Source organism: Vibrio sp. J2-3(2022), assembly GCF_021725735.1.
Classification (GTDB): domain Bacteria; phylum Pseudomonadota; class Gammaproteobacteria; order Enterobacterales; family Vibrionaceae; genus Vibrio; species Vibrio diabolicus.
Genome location: NZ_JAKKCK010000003.1, coordinates 325,974 through 344,536 on the forward strand (window position 1 = coordinate 325,974; position 18,563 = coordinate 344,536).

At 40.6% G+C, this 18,563-nt stretch carries 16 protein-coding genes; 1 reads left to right on the plus strand and 15 read right to left on the minus strand.

The genetic code is table 11. From position 1 onward, the window contains the following. Positions 1-347: 347 nt before the first annotated feature. Both L3V27_RS13965 and L3V27_RS13970 read right to left on the minus strand, forming a co-directional pair. Complete coding sequence (locus tag L3V27_RS13965) at positions 348-770, minus strand: DUF805 domain-containing protein (RefSeq protein WP_047009013.1); 423 nt, start codon at positions 768-770, stop codon at positions 348-350. A 217-nt stretch (positions 771-987) separates the two neighbouring features. Further along, positions 988-1,335 carry a 5-carboxymethyl-2-hydroxymuconate Delta-isomerase gene (locus L3V27_RS13970; protein WP_237312077.1) on the minus strand — a complete coding sequence of 116 codons (348 nt, stop codon included), beginning with the start codon at positions 1,333-1,335 and terminating at the stop codon, positions 988-990. 269 nt (positions 1,336-1,604) lie between these two features. Here L3V27_RS13970 and tpiA point away from each other — a divergent pair, with 269 nt between their 5' ends. Continuing rightward, on the plus strand, positions 1,605-2,375 hold the full coding sequence (tpiA, locus tag L3V27_RS13975; protein ID WP_005384863.1) for a triose-phosphate isomerase: 771 nt from the start codon (positions 1,605-1,607) through the stop codon (positions 2,373-2,375). Between the two features lie 151 nt (positions 2,376-2,526). Here tpiA and L3V27_RS13980 read toward each other — a convergent pair whose 3' ends face one another. The 13 genes from L3V27_RS13980 to L3V27_RS14040 form a co-directional block, all read right to left on the minus strand. After that, complete coding sequence (locus L3V27_RS13980) at positions 2,527-3,531, minus strand: NAD-dependent epimerase (RefSeq protein WP_047009011.1); 1,005 nt, start codon at positions 3,529-3,531, stop codon at positions 2,527-2,529. Positions 3,532-3,598: 67 nt separating this feature from the next. After that, positions 3,599-4,765, minus strand: coding sequence for a nucleotide sugar dehydrogenase (locus L3V27_RS13985; RefSeq protein WP_047009010.1), 1,167 nt, complete (start codon positions 4,763-4,765; stop codon positions 3,599-3,601). A gap of 176 nt (positions 4,766-4,941) precedes the next feature. Further along, a complete protein-coding gene (locus L3V27_RS13990; protein ID WP_237312079.1) occupies positions 4,942-7,041 on the minus strand; it encodes a YjbH domain-containing protein in 2,100 nt (699 codons plus the stop codon). 168 nt (positions 7,042-7,209) lie between these two features. Continuing rightward, positions 7,210-9,198, minus strand: coding sequence for a nucleoside-diphosphate sugar epimerase/dehydratase (locus tag L3V27_RS13995; protein ID WP_237312081.1), 1,989 nt, complete (start codon positions 9,196-9,198; stop codon positions 7,210-7,212). 281 nt (positions 9,199-9,479) lie between these two features. Further along, a complete protein-coding gene (locus L3V27_RS14000) occupies positions 9,480-10,655 on the minus strand; it encodes a DegT/DnrJ/EryC1/StrS aminotransferase family protein (protein WP_237312082.1) in 1,176 nt (391 codons plus the stop codon). 33 nt (positions 10,656-10,688) lie between these two features. Beyond that, the gene (locus tag L3V27_RS14005; RefSeq protein WP_053809489.1) at positions 10,689-11,321 is read right to left on the minus strand and encodes an acetyltransferase; all 633 of its coding nucleotides are present in this window, start codon (positions 11,319-11,321) and stop codon (positions 10,689-10,691) included. Continuing rightward, positions 11,314-11,925, minus strand: a complete 612-nt coding sequence (locus L3V27_RS14010; RefSeq protein WP_237312083.1) for a sugar transferase — start codon at positions 11,923-11,925, stop codon at positions 11,314-11,316. Before L3V27_RS14010 ends, L3V27_RS14005 begins: the two co-directional genes overlap by 8 nt. Further along, positions 11,909-13,033 (minus strand): glycosyltransferase family 4 protein, encoded by a 1,125-nt coding sequence (locus L3V27_RS14015; RefSeq protein ID WP_237312084.1) that lies wholly within the window; start codon positions 13,031-13,033, stop codon positions 11,909-11,911. The genes L3V27_RS14010 and L3V27_RS14015 overlap by 17 nt, the downstream gene beginning before the upstream one ends. Before the next feature lie 13 nt (positions 13,034-13,046). Continuing rightward, positions 13,047-14,225 carry a hypothetical protein gene (locus L3V27_RS14020; protein WP_237312085.1) on the minus strand — a complete coding sequence of 393 codons (1,179 nt, stop codon included), beginning with the start codon at positions 14,223-14,225 and terminating at the stop codon, positions 13,047-13,049. Beyond that, positions 14,222-14,749 (minus strand): acyltransferase, encoded by a 528-nt coding sequence (locus L3V27_RS14025; protein WP_237312086.1) that lies wholly within the window; start codon positions 14,747-14,749, stop codon positions 14,222-14,224. The genes L3V27_RS14020 and L3V27_RS14025 overlap by 4 nt, the downstream gene beginning before the upstream one ends. Next, a complete protein-coding gene (locus L3V27_RS14030) occupies positions 14,742-15,884 on the minus strand; it encodes a glycosyltransferase family 4 protein (protein WP_237312087.1) in 1,143 nt (380 codons plus the stop codon). The genes L3V27_RS14025 and L3V27_RS14030 overlap by 8 nt, the downstream gene beginning before the upstream one ends. Then, positions 15,853-17,274, minus strand: a complete 1,422-nt coding sequence (locus L3V27_RS14035) for a hypothetical protein (RefSeq protein ID WP_237312089.1) — start codon at positions 17,272-17,274, stop codon at positions 15,853-15,855. Before L3V27_RS14035 ends, L3V27_RS14030 begins: the two co-directional genes overlap by 32 nt. Then, entirely contained in the window at positions 17,267-18,277 is a 1,011-nt protein-coding gene (locus L3V27_RS14040; RefSeq protein ID WP_237312091.1) for an NAD-dependent epimerase/dehydratase family protein, read from the minus strand. The genes L3V27_RS14035 and L3V27_RS14040 overlap by 8 nt, the downstream gene beginning before the upstream one ends. Between the last annotated feature and the right edge of the window lie 286 nt (positions 18,278-18,563).

An 18,563-nucleotide genomic window follows, 5' to 3' on the forward strand; every position in this document is an offset into this window, starting at 1 on the left:
TATTCTCTCCCGCTCACCTTAGCCACAGCTCAAGCGGACGATAGATTCTGAATCATGCTCGTCCCTCACTGTTCAGAATGACGGTTAAAATAGCAAGCTCTAGATCAAAAAAGCTAGTCATTCTAGCGAGCTCCAGCGAGACTAAGAATCAAGTAACAGCAAACTCCTATTCTTTCCCACTCACCTTAGCTACTGCTCAAGCGGACGATAGATTCTGAATCACGCTCGTACCTCGTTGTTCAGAATGACGGGTACAATAGCAAGCTCTAGATCAAAGGAGTTCGTCATTCTAGCGAGCCTCAGCGAGACTAAGAATCTACTTTCAGCACGCACGATACTTGAAGCGATTACTCCGGCTCAGGGCCATATTGGTTTGGTCCTGATGTTCCTTTTAATAAGCCACATTCAATTAGAATCCATAAACCACAAATCAGAGAAATGGAAGCAACGAACATTTGCGGTGTCGACGGCTCTTGTGCAACAGGGCTAGTCATTGGCGTAGCGATTCGTCCGATAATCAGCGGAATATTCAGTGCTAGCCAATAGATTGATTTGTTGCGGTCATGCCAACGCTTGGTGGTGATCGCCAAATCAGGGATTAACAAAATCACCAAGAAAATAGGGAGAAGTAAATAGGAGAAAGTAGGAAATAGCTTACTGATTCCAGCACCAAAACCTAGAATAGAGACATAGTAAATGACGTTCCAAATCCAGTAGGTTTTACGGTTTATACGTCCTTGAAAAGAAAACAGTAACTCTTTAGTCGACATCAAATTTTACCCCAAAATAGAAAGGTTATAGATTAGCCGAGTCGATATGGTTTGGAAAGTACACCTGCAGTGTAAGCGCCAACAACGCCGTTATAACAAGCAGAGCGAGAGTAAGCTCAAGCAACGATAAACTCTCGATAAGGCCTATTAGCTTTCAGCTCCCTTGCATCTCACGGTGCGTAGCCCTGCTCACTGCTCTCAAGAAACTCGGTTCAACCTAATTCACTATCTTTTGGAAACTGTCTACGTCCATGTCTCGGATATTGACCGTTAAGCTGTGCACGTGACTGGCTTGCTCTTGAAGAGTCGCCATCAAGGCTCGTGACAGTTCTCTCTTCTGCTCTTGGGAACGGCCAGATAGCAAATCAAAGTTGATATGGATAAAGTCGAGGCTATCACCCTCTTCCCCAATTAACCAATTGTGGCACCGGAGCGTTCTAGATTTCACTGACGCGAGCTCAAAAAGGCCACTCTCTAACGCCGTTTTATGTAAATCCTCCAGCAACCCCTGAACATTGACACGCTCTTCCACCGAGTTTGAATACTCTAAAACGAGATTTGGCATTTTGATTCCTTTCTACAACTATTAATTCCAGCGCGTAGTAATACCAATCTCAGCAGCAATTTCCGAGGAATGAACTATCATTCTGTCTACGTGATCACCAATCGATTGCTTTTGACAAAAATAACAGGATCGATGCTTGGTCGAATCAGTAAAGAAAGCCGGACAAGACATGACGCCAATCATGATCTGTTCACATTATTCTGTTATATTCCTACGTAGATTTTTTACATTAATTGACTATTTACATTAAAGATAAGGGAGATATTCCTATGCGTCGTCCTGTAGTGATGGGTAACTGGAAACTAAACGGCAGCAAAGCAATGGTAACTGAGCTGCTAACTGGTCTTAACGCTGAGCTTGAAGGCGTTGAAGGTGTTGACGTAGCAGTCGCTCCACCAGCACTTTACATCGACCTAGCAGAGCGCGTAATCGCTGAAGGCGGTAACAAGATCATCCTAGGTGCTCAAAACACTGACCTAAACAACAGCGGTGCGTTCACTGGCGATATGTCTCCAGAAATGCTGAAAGATTTCGGTGCTACTCACATCATCATCGGTCACTCAGAGCGTCGTGAATACCACAACGAATCTGACGAGTTTATCGCTAAGAAATTCAACTTCCTAAAAGAAAACGGCCTAACACCTGTTTTCTGTATCGGTGAATCTGAAGCGCAAAACGAAGCTGGCGAAACTGAAGCTGTATGTGCACGTCAAATCAACGCAGTTATCGACACTTACGGTGTTGAAGCTCTAAACGGCGCAATCATCGCTTACGAACCAATCTGGGCTATCGGTACTGGTAAAGCAGCAACAGCTGAAGATGCACAACGCATCCACGCTTCTATCCGCGCACTTATCGCTGCGAAAGACGAAGCAGTTGCAGCACAAGTAATCATCCAATACGGTGGTTCTGTTAAGCCAGAAAACGCTGAAGCTTACTTCTCACAACCAGACATCGACGGTGCTCTAGTTGGCGGCGCTTCTCTAGACGCGAAAAGCTTCGCAGCAATCGCTAAAGCAGCGGCTAAAGCAAAAGCTTAATCTCTGTTGTAATATCAGATAGCAAAAGGGCTGACGTAAACGTCAGCCCTTTTCAATATGCTTTAAATAATTTTACAAACAAAAAACCTAGAGTTCATACCTTTCTACTCATTTTCCGACGCAATGAAATATAGGCCACCAAACTCTTGTTTTATTTGTTGTAAAACTCTTTATACCAAGAAACAAACTCAGCAACCCCTTCTTTTACTGTTACTTTTGGCTTGTAACCAGTCGCAGCAAATAAGTCTTCGGTATCCGCATAGGTTTGATAAACATCACCAGGTTGCATATCGCGGAAATTTTTCTTAGCTTCAATACCCAGTTCGTCTTCAATCGCTTTAACAAAATCCATTAGGTTAATCGGTGAACCATGACCTATGTTGTAAACAGAGTAAGGCGCAGAGCTACTTGCTGGAGTACCTGCTTCAACGGTCCAGCTATCATTACGTGTAGGCAACACATCAGAAATACGAACCACACCTTCGACAATATCATTCACATGAGTAAAGTCGCGCCACATGTCACCATTGTTATTAATATCAATGGTTTCACCATCAAGAATCTTTTTAGTGAAAATAAAAGGAGCCATATCGGGACGTCCCCATGAACCGTAAACGGTAAAGAAACGTAGACCTGTGGTCGGAATATCATATAGATGAGAATAGCTATGAGCCATTAACTCATTAGACTTTTTGGTCGCCGCGTATAGTGATACCGGGTGATCAACACTATCAGATGTAGCAAATGGAACTTTGGCATTTAAGCCATATACAGAACTAGATGAAGCATATACTAAGTGCTTAACGCCATTTTGGCGACAGCCTTCAAGGATATTCAAATGCCCTACTAGGTTAGAATCTGCGTAAGCGTGGGGATTTTCTAAAGAGTAACGTACGCCAGCTTGTGCGGCCAAGTGAATAACACGATCAAACTTCTCTGTAGAGAAGAGTGTTTCCATTGCAGAGCGATCAGCAATATCAACGTTCAAAAACTTGAACAAAGGGTGCTCAATACGGGCCAGTCGAGCAAGTTTCAGGTTTACGTCGTAATAATCATTTAGATTGTCGATACCAACAACTTCATTCCCTGCCGCGTTTAGCTTCTCTACTGTTGCACTACCAATAAAACCGGCCGCACCTGTCACTAAGTATTTCATCAGATTAATTACCTTAATAAACCGAAAAGCCAGTCAATACGACTGGCTTACTATAATGTTATTTCAATTAGTCGCTACCAAACAGGTCACGTGTGTAAACTTTATCAGCCACATCAGCAAGCTCTTCAACCATGCGGTTAGAGACAATCACATCTGCACTTTGTTTAAACTCATTAAGATCTTTAATTACACGTGAGTTAAAGAATTCCTCTTCCTGAAGTACTGGCTCATACACCACGACTTCAATCCCTTTTGCCTTAATGCGCTTCATAATGCCTTGAATAGACGAAGCACGGAAATTATCAGAACCAGCTTTCATAATTAAGCGGTAAATGCCCACAACTTTTGGGTGGCGCTTGATAATTGAATCGGCAATAAAGTCTTTACGTGTACGGTTTGCATCGACGATAGCGCCAATAATGTTATTAGGAACTTCTTGGTAGTTTGCTAACAATTGTTTTGTATCTTTAGGTAAGCAGTAGCCACCGTAACCGAACGAAGGGTTGTTGTAGTGGTTGCCAATACGAGGGTCTAAGCCGACACCTTCAATAATTTGGCGAGAATCGAGATTATGTGCCTCAGCGTACGAATCTAACTCATTGAAATAAGCTACGCGCATCGCAAGGTACGTATTTGAAAACAACTTAACCGCTTCAGCTTCTGTAGAGTCAGTAAACAGGACTGGGATATCTTCTTTTACCGCCCCTTCAACCAGAAGATTGGCGAATGTTTTAGCACGCTCACTGCGCTCACCAACAATGATACGAGAAGGATACAAGTTGTCATAAAGTGCTTTGCCTTCGCGAAGAAACTCTGGCGAGAAAATAATGTTTTCACAACCAAACTCTTGCTTAATACGTGCAGTGTAGCCCACTGGTACCGTAGATTTAATCACCATGACTGCGTTCGGATTAATGGTCATCACGTCCTTAATTACCGCTTCAACAGAAGCAGTATTAAAGTAGTTGGTTTGTGGGTCATAATCCGTTGGCGTTGCAATGACAACAAACTCTGCGTCTTTGTAAGCAAGTTCTTTATCTAGCGTTGCGACAAAGTTTAGCTCTTTGTTTGCTAGAAAATCCTCAATTTCGGCATCCACAATTGGAGACTGCTTGTTGTTCAACAAATCCACTTTTTCTTGGATAATGTCAACTGCTACCACCTGATGATTTTGAGCTAAAAGCATAGCATTGGACAGACCTACATAGCCGGTACCTGCAACTGCAACTTTCATTTTTATTATTCCTAAAAGTGTAAAACTGTTCGTAGGATAACAAAACATCAAACTACAGGGTAGAGCGATAAAGACGCGAAACAAATTTGCATTTTTGATGTGTTCCACATTCGATACTTAGATAAAATAAAAGCGGCTCATTGGCCGCTTTTTGCAAATAGTATTACTCTATGGGTTTAGTCTAACTGAGTTGATAGGTAACGCAGGTAGGCATTACGTAAGCGAATCTTATTCTCTTCAAAGTAATCACTACCATAGCGGCCACGGTTGAAGTAACGACGTAGCATGCTGTTGTCCATGATAAGCTCATCACCTTGTCCATCACTTAAGTAATTCACATCATTGCCTACTCGTGTCATCACATTAAAGTCATAGGCCTCGTTGCCTCGAACCTGCAACAAACCAGGAGACATATCGCGCCAAGGTGTTAATGGTAGCTTGACTGAAACAGCCACAAACTGCTCTTCATCAGTATCTTTGTACTTAGTAACCTGATAAGTAGCGGAAACCTCAATATCCTCAAACCAATGAGAGGTTGTTAGCTTGGCACCGACATCACCTCGCCAAAACTCACCCGCTGTCGCGTTAAACTGCCAATCCCATTCAGGCATTGAGAAAGTATAACGAGCTAGCGAAGTTTGACGATCGAGAGTCTCGTAGCCATTTTCATCTTTCTCATCAACGTGCTGGAAATAACTCATTTCTAAGCTAAAGGCATGCGCACCGGACTGAGAAAACCATGTTGATTCACTTCTCGCGCCAATATAATCTGTTTTCGCCAAACCGACGGATACTTGGTTCGCGATATCAACATAAGGCAAACGGAAGAATTGATGCAACATTGCACGCTCGATATCATTCTCGTACGCGCTATCTTCAAAGTATCCCCATTTTTCATAATCGTCACTTTCTGCTAACGGCAGAATATGGCGAACATCGACAGCGGCACCAGGCCAAAGATACGTATATAAGTTGCTCGACATGGCAAAGGAGTAGTCATAGACCCCAAACTCTGTCGCAACGGCATGGCGAACCATAGGTGAAAAAACAAGTTGAGAGTCTAGTACACCGCTATTTACGCGCTCTGTTTTCCAATTAACCAGCTCAAGTTTCTCGGCTAAATTTCGTGTCGTGAACTTAATATCCTCGCACGCAGCAGAACCATTGATAAAACTTTGATAACAAGACGAATTCGCTTGCACACTAACAACAGGCTTTTGGTTTGCGAGCATAATTAGCTCAATGCGCTCCGACTCACCGCCCACTTCTGATACGGCATTTTGACCTAGGTGACTAGAAATGATCCCCATAGCAACACCTAAACCGTCAACTTGGTTATGGTTATAACGACGGTTCTCTAGTGCAACTACCGTCGTTTGGTTCAACAGACCAATTTGAATATTCACGAAGCCTTCATTACGAAGCGTGCTCACCAAAGTAGAGATAGAAGCCTCTTTGGCTTTCTTCTGCTCCAAAGACAGCCTTTCCATCAACGTGACATTATTGCGAGAGTAATCGCGAGAGCGCGTGTACCCGGTGACTAACGGTACTGAAAGTGCTGCGTTCCAGATATTTTGCTCATCTGTATTGTGGCCTGAATATAGCTGATAACTGAGCGAAGCTGTCACATCATAAGGCAGTGTGCCTTGTGGGGTAAAAAGTTTCACCGATGAGTTGAACTCCACAGCATCGTATTCCCCACTGACCTGTAAAAAGCTCAATGGTTGATACTCAATACCACCGAATGGGCCATCCATTACACCCAACTCGATATCAGAAAGCCCGTAGCCTGCCGACACTCGAACTGGAGCAAAGTCGAAAGAGTAGTCCGCGACCGCATATTTAGTACTGAACTGGTTACCAGCCCCTCCCAAGTCCTGAATACCCAAAGCAAAGTCTAGATTCTCCGCCCCCCAAAAGTTAGGAACCTGATATTTGAAAGACATCGATAAATCACGAATGTCTCCACAATCGTAAAAACAGTTTGAGGTGTAATCATCAGTGACAATTCTTCCGTGGGCCTCTAACCCCTCAAACATGCCAAACGAAAACTTAAGAGAATCCAAATCTTGAACTGCTGTTCGAAATGGCAAGCCTTGCGCATACGTAAATGAAAAGTCACCATAGTTTAACGACTGCGCATTAGGCGTAAAGGTTAAACCTGTAAAGCTTTGATTCGAAGGTAGCGTCACCAACTCCTGAGCGGTAAGAGAGGTACTTACCAGTAGCGGCAGCGATAATGCTGCTATCCCTATTTTAATCGTTTTCTGTGCCATCAGTTTTAGCCACTGTTAATGTATTGAATACAGAAAAAGGCACTCAGAAGTGCCTTTTTGAGATTGCAATATGCCGATACTGGGCTCGTCATAGGTAAATCTCCACAGCGAGCATCACGAAAGCATATCTTATTAATTTTTCTATTATTTACCAATCAAACAAAAGCATCAAGTTTCACTTGCATTACTTTGCTTTGGTTCAAAAGTATATAACTCCGCAGTGCGAGTATTTTGCTTCCATACAAGATCTTCAATGCCATCTACTGGGTTAAAACCTGTAGGGGCCTCGAGCAGTAAACGACGAATCACTTCGTGTTGGAAGTTGTGGCAAGCAACATCGAGCTTGTCGATCAAGGTCTCATACTCTTTCAATGGCAAGTAACTTTCTTGGGCTGTCATAATGCGAGCATGTGCCGTTTCGGAAACATTATCATCCCCAATCAACAGCTCTTCATATAACTTCTCTCCAGGCCTCAAACCAGTGAAGAGAATTTCTATATCGCCATGAGGATTGTTTTCATCTTTAACTTCAAGGCCTGACAGGTAAACCAAATTCTTCGCTAGATCGACAATCTTAACTGGCTCCCCCATATCGAGAACAAATACATCGCCACCTTTACCCATTGCCCCAGCTTGAATGACCAACTGAGCAGCTTCCGGGATCGTCATAAAGTATCGAGTAATGTCTTTATGAGTGACCGTAATAGGCTCTCGCTTTTCAATTTGTCTTTTGAATACAGGAATTACCGAGCCTGACGAACCCAGTACATTACCAAAGCGCACCATACAAAAGCGCGTGCCAAGGTTTGGGTTGCTCTCACGAATTCGATTTTGTTGCTCCGCCAACGCTTGTAACCCCAACTCAGCCATGCGTTTAGTCGCACCCATGACGTTCGTTGGTCTAACGGCTTTATCAGTAGAAATGAGAACGAAATTCTTCACACCAGCATCAATCGCTGCTTGTGCGGTGTAGTAAGTGCCAAATACGTTGTTTCGCACACCCTCAACAACGTTATACTCCACCAGCGGAACATGTTTATACGCTGCGGCATGGTAAACCGTGTCCACGTCAAACGCCTTCATGGTGGTTTCTAAACGATTTTGTCGCTGTACAGAGCCAACTAGAGGCACGACTACAATGTTTAGCTTCTTAGCCTTGATGATTTGGCTTAGCTCACTGTGAACCTGATACAAGGCAAACTCAGACAGCTCAAATAAGATCAATGATTTTGGTGAGTAGTTCAAAATCTGACGACATAACTCAGAACCAATTGAGCCACCAGCTCCCGTCACCATGACCACTTGGTTCTTGATGTTTGCTTCCATCAAAACTTGTTGCGGCTGAACAGGATCACGACCTAACAAATCACCAATCGGAACCTCTTTCAGTTCATCAATTTTCGCCTTACCCGTAAGGATATCTTTCATATCAGGAACGGTTTGGATTTCAACCGGAAGTTTAGAGATTCGATCCAAAACCTCCTTACGGCGTTTATTCGAAGCGCTAGGAATGGCAAGTAAGATTTTTTTCACTTCATGCTTTCTGATCGCCTTTATCGCATTATCTGCGGTATAGACTCGATAACCCATTAACATTGTGTTTTGCAGGGTTTTATCTTCATCCACAAAGCCGATAACTCGGTAGGTTTCTGATTGTCGCAGCGCAAACGCAAGCTCACGACCAGCACTACCTGCACCATAAATGAGGACTGGATCTCCGGCCTTATGTACCGATTGAGCAACCAAACTTCTTACTAACAGACGGCTAGTCCCTACCCCTATTGCTAGAAAAGCGGCATAAATAAAAGGAATCGAGCGTGGTAATTGGGCATCGAATGCGAAAGCAAAACTGGCCACACAAAGCGCAGATAGAATAGTACCTAACCCGACGACTGCCAGCACATGAAAGCCTAAATAGCGTAATACCGCTCGGTAGAGGCCAAACGCGACAAAGACAGCAAGGGTACAAACAACGGTGGCAAGCAATACGTAGTGACTGCTTGTATCTGGAAGTGAACGGAACTCACCGATGCGAGACCAATAAGCAAACATAAAAGCAGCAGAGATAATAAAGAAATCCACTCCGATACTAATAAGGCGCTTTTGATATCTCGGTAAAGACCAAATGACGTTAAGTTTGGAATTATTTTCAATCATGACAGTATGTAAGCCTCATTACCCCAAGTTTATTTTTTAAGAGTTTGGTGGTAATGCTAGTTAATGTTATGAGATAGCCTGAGCAAAGATTATACAACCTGATGATTATGTATAGAACCATTATTTGCATATTATCTCGCTGCATCGCATCTTTTAAGCAATATGCGTAACAGACGTTTTACATTTTTCATCAAGTGGTGGGACGCATTGGTAGGAAAAAATTATAGATAACGACGCGTTAAGGCATTGTTATTTATGCGTCCCACTCAGACTGAACAGGTTTACTTCTGCGCCTCTAACAACACTTCACGGATCACGCAGCTGGTTTTAGCCACTTCTTCAGGTGTTAAGGTCGGATGGACCAAAAACATCAAACTGGTCTCACCTAACTGCACCGCATTTGGTAGGCGTTTTTCTGGTCGCCATGGCGTATTATCAAATGCTTTTTCTAAATACACCTCAGAACAGCTCCCCTGATAAGCCGGAACGCCACGTTCTACAATGGTTTCCACAATGCGATCTCTCGTCCAGCCCTCTGCCAAATGTTCAGGCTCAACAAATAGGTAGTGTTTGTATTCTGCGTGCTGCGAATGCTCAGGCACGTGAACACGGCGAACGATATTGAGATCTGCAACCGCCTCATCGATTTGTGCCGCATTGGCTTGACGTTTTGCCGTCCATTCTGACATGCGAGTCAATTGAATACGACCAACCACGGCTTGTAGCTCAGTCATACGCCAATTGGTTCCAAAGCTGTCGTGCAACCAGCGAAAGCCCGGTGGATGTTGACGGTTATAAATCGCGTCATAGTTTTTACCATGATCTTTGTAAGACCACATTTTTGACCACAAATCTTTATCATTCGTGGTCACCATGCCACCTTCACCGCCTGTAGTCATGATCTTATCTTGACAGAATGACCAAGCACCAATGTGACCAATTGTGCCAACACTACGATCTTTGTATTTTGCGCCATGTGCTTGGGCACAATCTTCAATAACAAAAAAACCATGTTTTTCTGAAAGTGCCATAATGGCATCCATTTCTGCAGGCATGCCAGCTAAATGAACAACGATGACTGCTTTCGTCTTAGGGGTTAGCACCGCTTCAATTGACTCTGCCGTGATGGCTTGGCTGTTGAGATCCACATCCGCGAACACAGGGTTGGCGCCAGCCGTAACAATAGAAGACGCAGAAGCAAGAAACGTTCTAGGCGTCGTAATAACCTCGTCCCCTTCACCAATCGCTAACGCTTTAAGCGCGACATCGAGTGCAAGGGTACCGTTGCTTAGTGCAACAGCATGATCACATCCAACCCAAGCTGCGAATTCTTTTTCGAACTCACGGCACTCACTACCCGTCCAGTAGTTTACTTTGTTTGACAGTAGTACACGACTAACTGCGTCGGCTTCTTCTTGAGTAAAAGAAGGCCATGGAGAAAATGGAGTATTAAGCACGATGTCACCTAAATAAAAATTATTATGAGAATGTTATTTTGACTTGTTTACGAGCTGTGCAGGAGTACCCACAACAGTTTGCAAATCTGGTACATGGTTCAGGACAGTCGCGCCGGCTCCTACCATTACGCCCGTACCAATGGAAATAAGTTGTTTAACTTGGCTTCCGATACCGAGCCAAGAACCTTCCCCGACAGTTACCCCGCCCGCAAGATTACAACCAGGGCTAACATGTACGCCATCCGCTAAATGGCAGTCATGATCTATCGTTGAGGCAGTGTTAATAATGCATGCTTTACCAACTTTGACAAAAGGATTGATGACAGCACCAGCCATGACCACCGTACCTTTATCAAGCTGACTATGCCGACTAATTGTGGCCCTAGGGTGCTCTAGTACAGAGAATTTAGCGCCAGCTATACTCAGTTGCTTCTGCTTTTCTAACCTGACTTTATTATTGCCGATGGCTATCACCGTTAGATCAAACTGTGCCGCTATCTTTAACAAGGCTTCGGAATTCCCTTTGACTGGCCAATGCTCAACATTTTGCAACTCTGGCCAGCGGTCATCAAAAAACTCAATGTTTGTATAACCATTTAGCTCCGCAATTTCAGCAACGACTTTACCGTGACCACTAGCGCCTAAAATTGCGCAAGTTCTATTCATGGATTTCGCTCTGCTTTGATTGACCAGTAAAAGGTTCTATCGTGACATGGCCATCTGCCGATATTCCTTCCTTCACAAACACTTTTTTAACGGTTAGGAACAGAATTTTGATATCTAGCCACAGGTTACGATTATCGACATACCACACATCCAGCTTAAACTTATCTTCCCAGCTGATTGCATTACGCCCATTAATTTGAGCCCAGCCCGTTACGCCAGGCCTGACTTCGTGACGTCTCGCTTGCTCTTTACTATAAAGCGGTAAGTACTGCATTAATAAAGGACGTGGCCCCACTAAACTCATCTCACCTTTCAATACGTTCCACAACTCCGGAAGCTCATCGAGGCTCGAGTTTCTCAATTTGTCTCCGAACGGAGTCATTCGCTCGGAATCAGGAAGTGGATTTCCTTGTGCATCGACCGCGTCTTTCATGGTACGGAACTTAACCATTTCAAATGGTTTGCCATTCAAACCAGGACGTGTTTGACGAAACAACACTGGCGAGCCTAAGTTCTTGCGTATTTTCCAAGCCACGAGCGCGATAATTGGTGAAAGTAAAATAAGGGCAAATAAAGAAGCCGTGAAATCAAATATCCTTTTCATTAGATAATCCCATGATTTTTAAAATTTCCGCATTAACTTTATGGACATCAAATTTTTCATATGCCATATCGTGACTGCTTTTGCCCATTCCCTGCCACTTGTCTTGGTTCTCGATAAACCAGATCATTTTTTCTGCAAGCTGTTCTGCATTGGCTTTTTCAACTAACCAACCGTTTTCGCCATCAATTACCGTTTCTCTACAACCTGGCACATCAGTGGTTAAGATTGGTCTACCCATCGCCATCGCCTCTAACACTGTACGAGGCATTCCTTCATGATAAGAGGGCAGTACATAAATCGCGCAGTTTTCAATAAATGGACGCACATCTGTGGTCGCGCCGCTGTATTTAATTGCTCCCGACTCAGTCCATTGGTGAACCTCATCAAGCTTGATACCATCAGGAGATGGGTCTTCAGGGCCAACTAACTCAAATACAGCTTCAGGATACTTCTGCTTAACTAACTGAGCAGCTTGAGCGTATTCTCTTATCCCTTTATCGCCTAGTAACCGGGCAATTAACAAAAAGTGTGGAGTAGAAGGTAAAGGAGATAAATTGTAATGGCTGAGATCGACCCCCGAACCATTTACGAGAAAACATTTTTCTTTTGGGACAATACCTTCATCAATAAAGACTTGCATGTTGTCTCTGTTCTGAAAAATAACGCCTTTCGATTTCTTTAAAGCGGAACGATATAAGAACTTAACAAGAACATTAAGTAAGTTCTTTGCCACCCCACCTTTTTGAAAGGCATAGCCAAGCCCCGTGATCATTGCATAAAAGGAAGGGACATTTGCAAATCTAGCGGCAAACCCACCCCAAATAATGGGTTTTATAGTATAAGAGAAAATCAGGTCTGGCTTATTATTAATAAACTTAACAACCAGTGAAAAAAAAGTAAAAAGATCGCTAACAGGATTAATACCGTTTCTATTTACATAATATTTTAAATATGAACAACCCAATGCCCTTATAGAATTAATTTCATCTTCAGTAGCCAAACTAGATAAAGCAAAAGTACTTTCACAAATCTTACTGATACTTTTTATCATCTCTCCTCTAAAGTTCACCAATGAAGAAGGGTATGCTCCAATAATAAAAATTTTCATTAAAAGACCTTGATTAAGAAAAAATGTGTTGACGTTCTGATTTTATAACAAAAAAAGCATTCAACATTAGCAATGTAAATGCATTGATCAGGAAACTTTCATAAGCTCCTAAAATCCCATTTATTGAAATTAGGGTCCATGAGGCGAAAAGATTAAAAACAAAAAGAATTAAATTTATCCTAAAAAGTTCCTTAACTTTCTTTCTTGCTATCAATATAACATTGATAAAAACACCAAGAAACAAAAACATACCAGAGAAGCCAACATAACATCTAACATTTAGTTCATAATAAAAACTCACATCATAAAATGTAGATATAAAAATATTTGACATGATTAAAACAAAGAGTAAGTAAAAAATAGAAAACACTGAAATAAAAAACAAACCACCTTTAAAGTGCTTGGTCTTAAATATATTTATAGACTCTGAAAAAATAGGAATTGATATTTGACTGATGGCAAGAACAGCGATACTAGCAACATTATAGAAATATGTTATGTATACAAATTCAGCAACACCTTCAGCACCAATATAATAATTTATTAAAGTTCGTGTCACAGTAACGGATAATGCAGCTAAAAGGGCACTCACTCCAATCTTGTATGATTTACTTAGAAGTAGCCTAATTTTTATAATATCTACGTTACGGCTCAAGAACGTTAGAGACGAGTTTCTTCTATCATAAAAAAAGTATACGGCTAACAACGAAAGTGGTGAGAAATAGTAAAAATCATTTAAATCGAAATAAATCAAAAAATAAAGAAAAGATACGAAAGAAACCATTCTTAAAAGCTGAGATGAAAAATAATTTTTTATCAACTTACTTCTATTCCATGCGCCATATTCAAGATCAGAGAGGGAGTCAAATCCTTTAAGGAAATAACAAAAAGCAAAAGCACTTGGATTTTCAGAAAAATATAAGAATGGTAAAAGCAGTACAAAGTAAAGTACAAGAAAACAGTATCTAAGAATCAAATAAGACTCATCTGAATTTTCTTTCAAAACATCAGATGACAAATAAACTCTCAAGCCACCGTTGAGCAGTATTACAACAGGAGTTAAAAAGCTAAGATAAAGAGTATAGTGTCCAGCATATGATGCACCATATATGTTGGAGATATAAACTAATATAATCCATTGAAGAATGGCATAGCAAATTGTCCCCAGCATATACAATATTGAGTTTCTCATTTTATACTCTTTATTTTTTTTGCTGGAACACCGGCATATAAACAATATGGTTCTACATCTGAAATAACACTACTATTAGCAGCAATTACACTTCCATCTCCAATGCTTACACCCATTGTAACTGTAGAATTGCTACAAACCCAAACTCCAGAACCAATTGTTATTTTTTTGTTAACAGACTCCTTTAGCCTAACTGAACCATCTCGATACACATGCTTTGCAGAAGCAATTATCACCTTTGGTGAAACAATCACTCCATTTGAAAACTTTAAACCGCCAACACCATTAATCCAAACGCCGTGAGCCAAGTAGACATCATCCCCAACCTCTATATTTCTAGTCATTATTAATGTACAACTTCTGGCAATAGCAAAGTTACTCCCAACCTTTTTAAAAAAAATCCCTAAAACTTTGCCCCTGATTAAATTACACGCATGTAAATTTGGAAGGGTTATTTCACACAACAGCCAAAAAAAATGATATATAATAGTATAATATAAAAAATTAAAAATCTTATTAATCACTTTTAACCACCAAATTTATAAAATTAAGCCTTTTGTTTTTAATCAAACCTTCATCGAATTCATCTAATACTGAAAATTGATCAATCAATATACTTCTATATAAACGTTTAGAACTAGCTAGCTCTAAAATTTTCTTGGCCATATTGGGATAATCGTCTGTATCAAATAACTGTGATTTAGGAAGCAACTCAGGGATACCGCCTACATTTGTTGAGATTACGGGCTTACCTCGACTCATTGACTCAACTATTGCTCGCCCTTGAGCTTCCACTTTACTCGGTTGAAGCATAATGCTCATCTCGTCTATAAAATTAAATACTTCCTTTCCTGGTTTTAACACACCGACAAAATGGACAGAATCAAGAACACCAAGAGCCTTGGCATAATTCTGCCATCTACGACTATCTCCGCCACCTACAAAGTACAAAGACCATTTATTTCCATTACGATTTAGATACTTTAGAACATTGAGAGCAACCTCATGCCCTTTATAATCAACATCTAATGAACCAATTAGTCCAATTTTATTTTCTGTGAAAACATGCTTATCTCTATCATAACTAGTACTTTCTAAATAAGTATTAGGACAAACTTCTGTTTTGCCTTTACTCGGATATATTTTCTGAAGATAATTCTTTGTTATGTATATTGTGTTTTTCGATTTTTCTATCGCTTTTTTAGTTAAGTAGTGTTCAATAAAACCCAAATACTTACCCACCAAACTACCGTGAAGAAAATTAGACTCCTTAACATTACCAACGACTTCAACAATTATATTCTTGTTTAGTTTATGTAGAGAAAAGAATGCTACTAGCCCTGTAGTACTTGGTAGTCTGATTATGACCAAATCATCTTTCCGAGCAACACTTCTTATATTCTTTATCGATTTATTTATACTTAACAACCCACTAAAACTTCTTAAATTATCGATTGTTTTAAAAAAAATACCCTTCCCACTAGACTCTGCTAAATTCTCTTGATAGCTTTCAAGTCGATCTTCACGTGCAATAACATAAATCTCATCACCAAAGCTTTTGTAATAATTAAGAAATTTTCTATCAAAGCTAGAAGGTGTATAATAGCGACCATTAAACTCTTTAAATCTATGGTCGTGAATAAAAACCACTCTTTTCATGTTTTTTCGTCTTTAGTATTTTAATAAAGCTTAATAAGGCAAGAAAGATAAACAAATTCATTGATATATCATTAACAAAGTTCATTGTGTTTTGACCAAAAACAAATCCCAGCCTTGCTAAAATTAATGTAATAATGAACTTTAACTCTAGTGATATGTTTTTGTTAGACATTCCAATAAAATAGTATCCAATCATAACAAATAGTATCGTAAGTATCGGAGATAAAACCTTTCCAAAGAAAAGATTACCTTGAGCAATCATTGGAATGATTTGAGACCGTCTATCTACATGCCGCCATATTCTGTCATTATAATACATATTGGAGTATTTTAAGTTCCAGCTCTTAACTAAGATATTAACTCCGACCATAGGCCGTAATATATCATATGCAAGAACTGAAAATGATGAGGCTTCAGGGAAGTTTTTCTCTATTCCCAACCCAACAGCCACATTATACACCCCCCCAAAATATACTTGTGTGTAGTCATTTATATTAGCTAGCTTTGAATCATCTTGGACCACATACTCTCGATGCTTAGTTACAGCCACCAGTATCATTGGTACAATTACTGCGCCTAAAACAGCCATTTTAATGATCGGCTTTCCAAATAGTTTATATGCAAACAAAAGTAGGATAACTGCATTTACCAATATGTCAGTCCTATTTGTCCCCATATATATAAGCATTCCAATTATAATTGATAATAGTACTACAGCTTGATATTTCTTACTCTGAACTTTTGAATCTTTCAACTTAACATAATACATGACATTTATTACAAATATCGTTTTTGCAATAATAAATATAAATGCAAAAAGTCTAACCATGGAAGAAACATCTTCTTCAGCCATTTGAACTGGATTCGGAATAACGAAGCTAATTAAAAGAATAGATTTTGGACTAATAAAAAGCAGGAAGACTGAAGTTATCAAAAGAATAGAAGATGCCTTAATACCAAACGCTACTCTAAAATCTGAGCTTAGTAGAAATGGCTTATATCTATTTTTATATTCAAAAATTGCTATTATTATAGCAACACATATCAACTCATAAGACATAAGATATATTGCTGAAATATAATCTCCTTCATCAGGAGCTAGACTTGATCTCCCTTCATAGCCTCCTAAATAAACAGTAAGTACAGGGTGAACTATATATCTAAAAAATCCAACCAATGTCAAAACTTGAATAAATATACTTTTCTTAGTAAAACTGACCCCAGCATAAAGCGAAATAGAAAAGAGGCCGTATACAAAAGGCAGAAGACAAAGATACTCCTCTCCATAATTTATAGAATATATATATATATATGTCGTTGACAGCAAACTTATACATACTAATATTGGTACAGTAGTTTTATTTATAGCTCTCACAAAACTGTTATACATATGACTCCATACAGCGAGATAAACCAGTAGTTATAGAGATCGTATTTGAGTAGCCCAATATATCTTTAGCTTTAGTTACCTCAGCTTGAGAGTGTCTAACATCACCAGCACGAAAATCACGATAAATTGGTTCACCTTTAACTTGCACACCATTTCCGTTTAGCGCTTTCTTAATGGCGTAATAAAGATCCTTTAACGTCGTTCTATCACCAACAGCTACGTTGTAGACTTCGTCTTTTGCGTCTTCTTTTGCCGTTGCTGCTAGCAGGTTCATTTGTACTACGTTATCGATATAGCAAAAGTCTCGGCTTGTTTCGCCATCACCGTTAATGTAGACATCTTCACCATTGATCATTGCCGCTGTCCATTTCGGAATTACTGCAGCGTAAGCGCCGTTTGGATCTTGTCGGCGACCAAATACATTGAAATAACGAAGCCCTATCGTTTTAAAACCGTAAGTGCGGGCGTATACACCGGCATAAAGCTCGTTTACGTATTTAGTTACCGCATAAGGAGAAAGTGGGTTACCGATGTTTTCTTCCACTTTCGGCAGTGCTGGATGGTCACCGTATGTCGAGCTGCTTGCAGCATAAGTAAAGCTGCTTACCCCTTCTTCTTTTGCCGCGTCCAGCATATTTAAAAAGCCGGTGATGTTCGCTGCGTTTGTGGTTAGTGGATCAGCGATAGAGCGTGGTACAGAACCAAGTGCTGCTTGGTGTAGTACGTAATCAACACCTTTTACGGCTTGTTGGCATGTTTTCGGCTCTCGGATGTCTCCTTCAATAAAGGTAAAACGATCCCACTTTGCTTCACTTACTAGGCTTTTTACTTCATCTAAGTTGTGTTGATGGCCTGTCGCGAAGTTATCTAAACCCACTACGGTTTGATCAAGCTTGAGTAATTTTTCCAGTAGGTTTGAGCCAATAAAGCCCGCAACACCCGTTACTAACCACGTCTTTGGTGATTCAACTAGTTCTTGTTGGATTTGTTCGTATTTGGTCATTGTGTTTTCCGTGTGGGGAAGGTCTAAGATCTATGTACCTACATCTATAGCGATATAAGTCTGTGTAAGGTGTACCCCTAAAACGCTTTTAGCGTAATAAAGAAACCGCGCTTCTTCTTTCGCGGTTTCTCTTTGAAAGCCTTCAGCGATATTTGAAGGAACAGACAGAGCCGAGTGTGTTATTTAGTCTTTAAACCCATAATCTTGGCAATCTCACATGAATGTATAAACGAGGTTCGCCAAGCGTGATGGCCACTTCCAAACTTCTAACTGTTCGAATTTCATG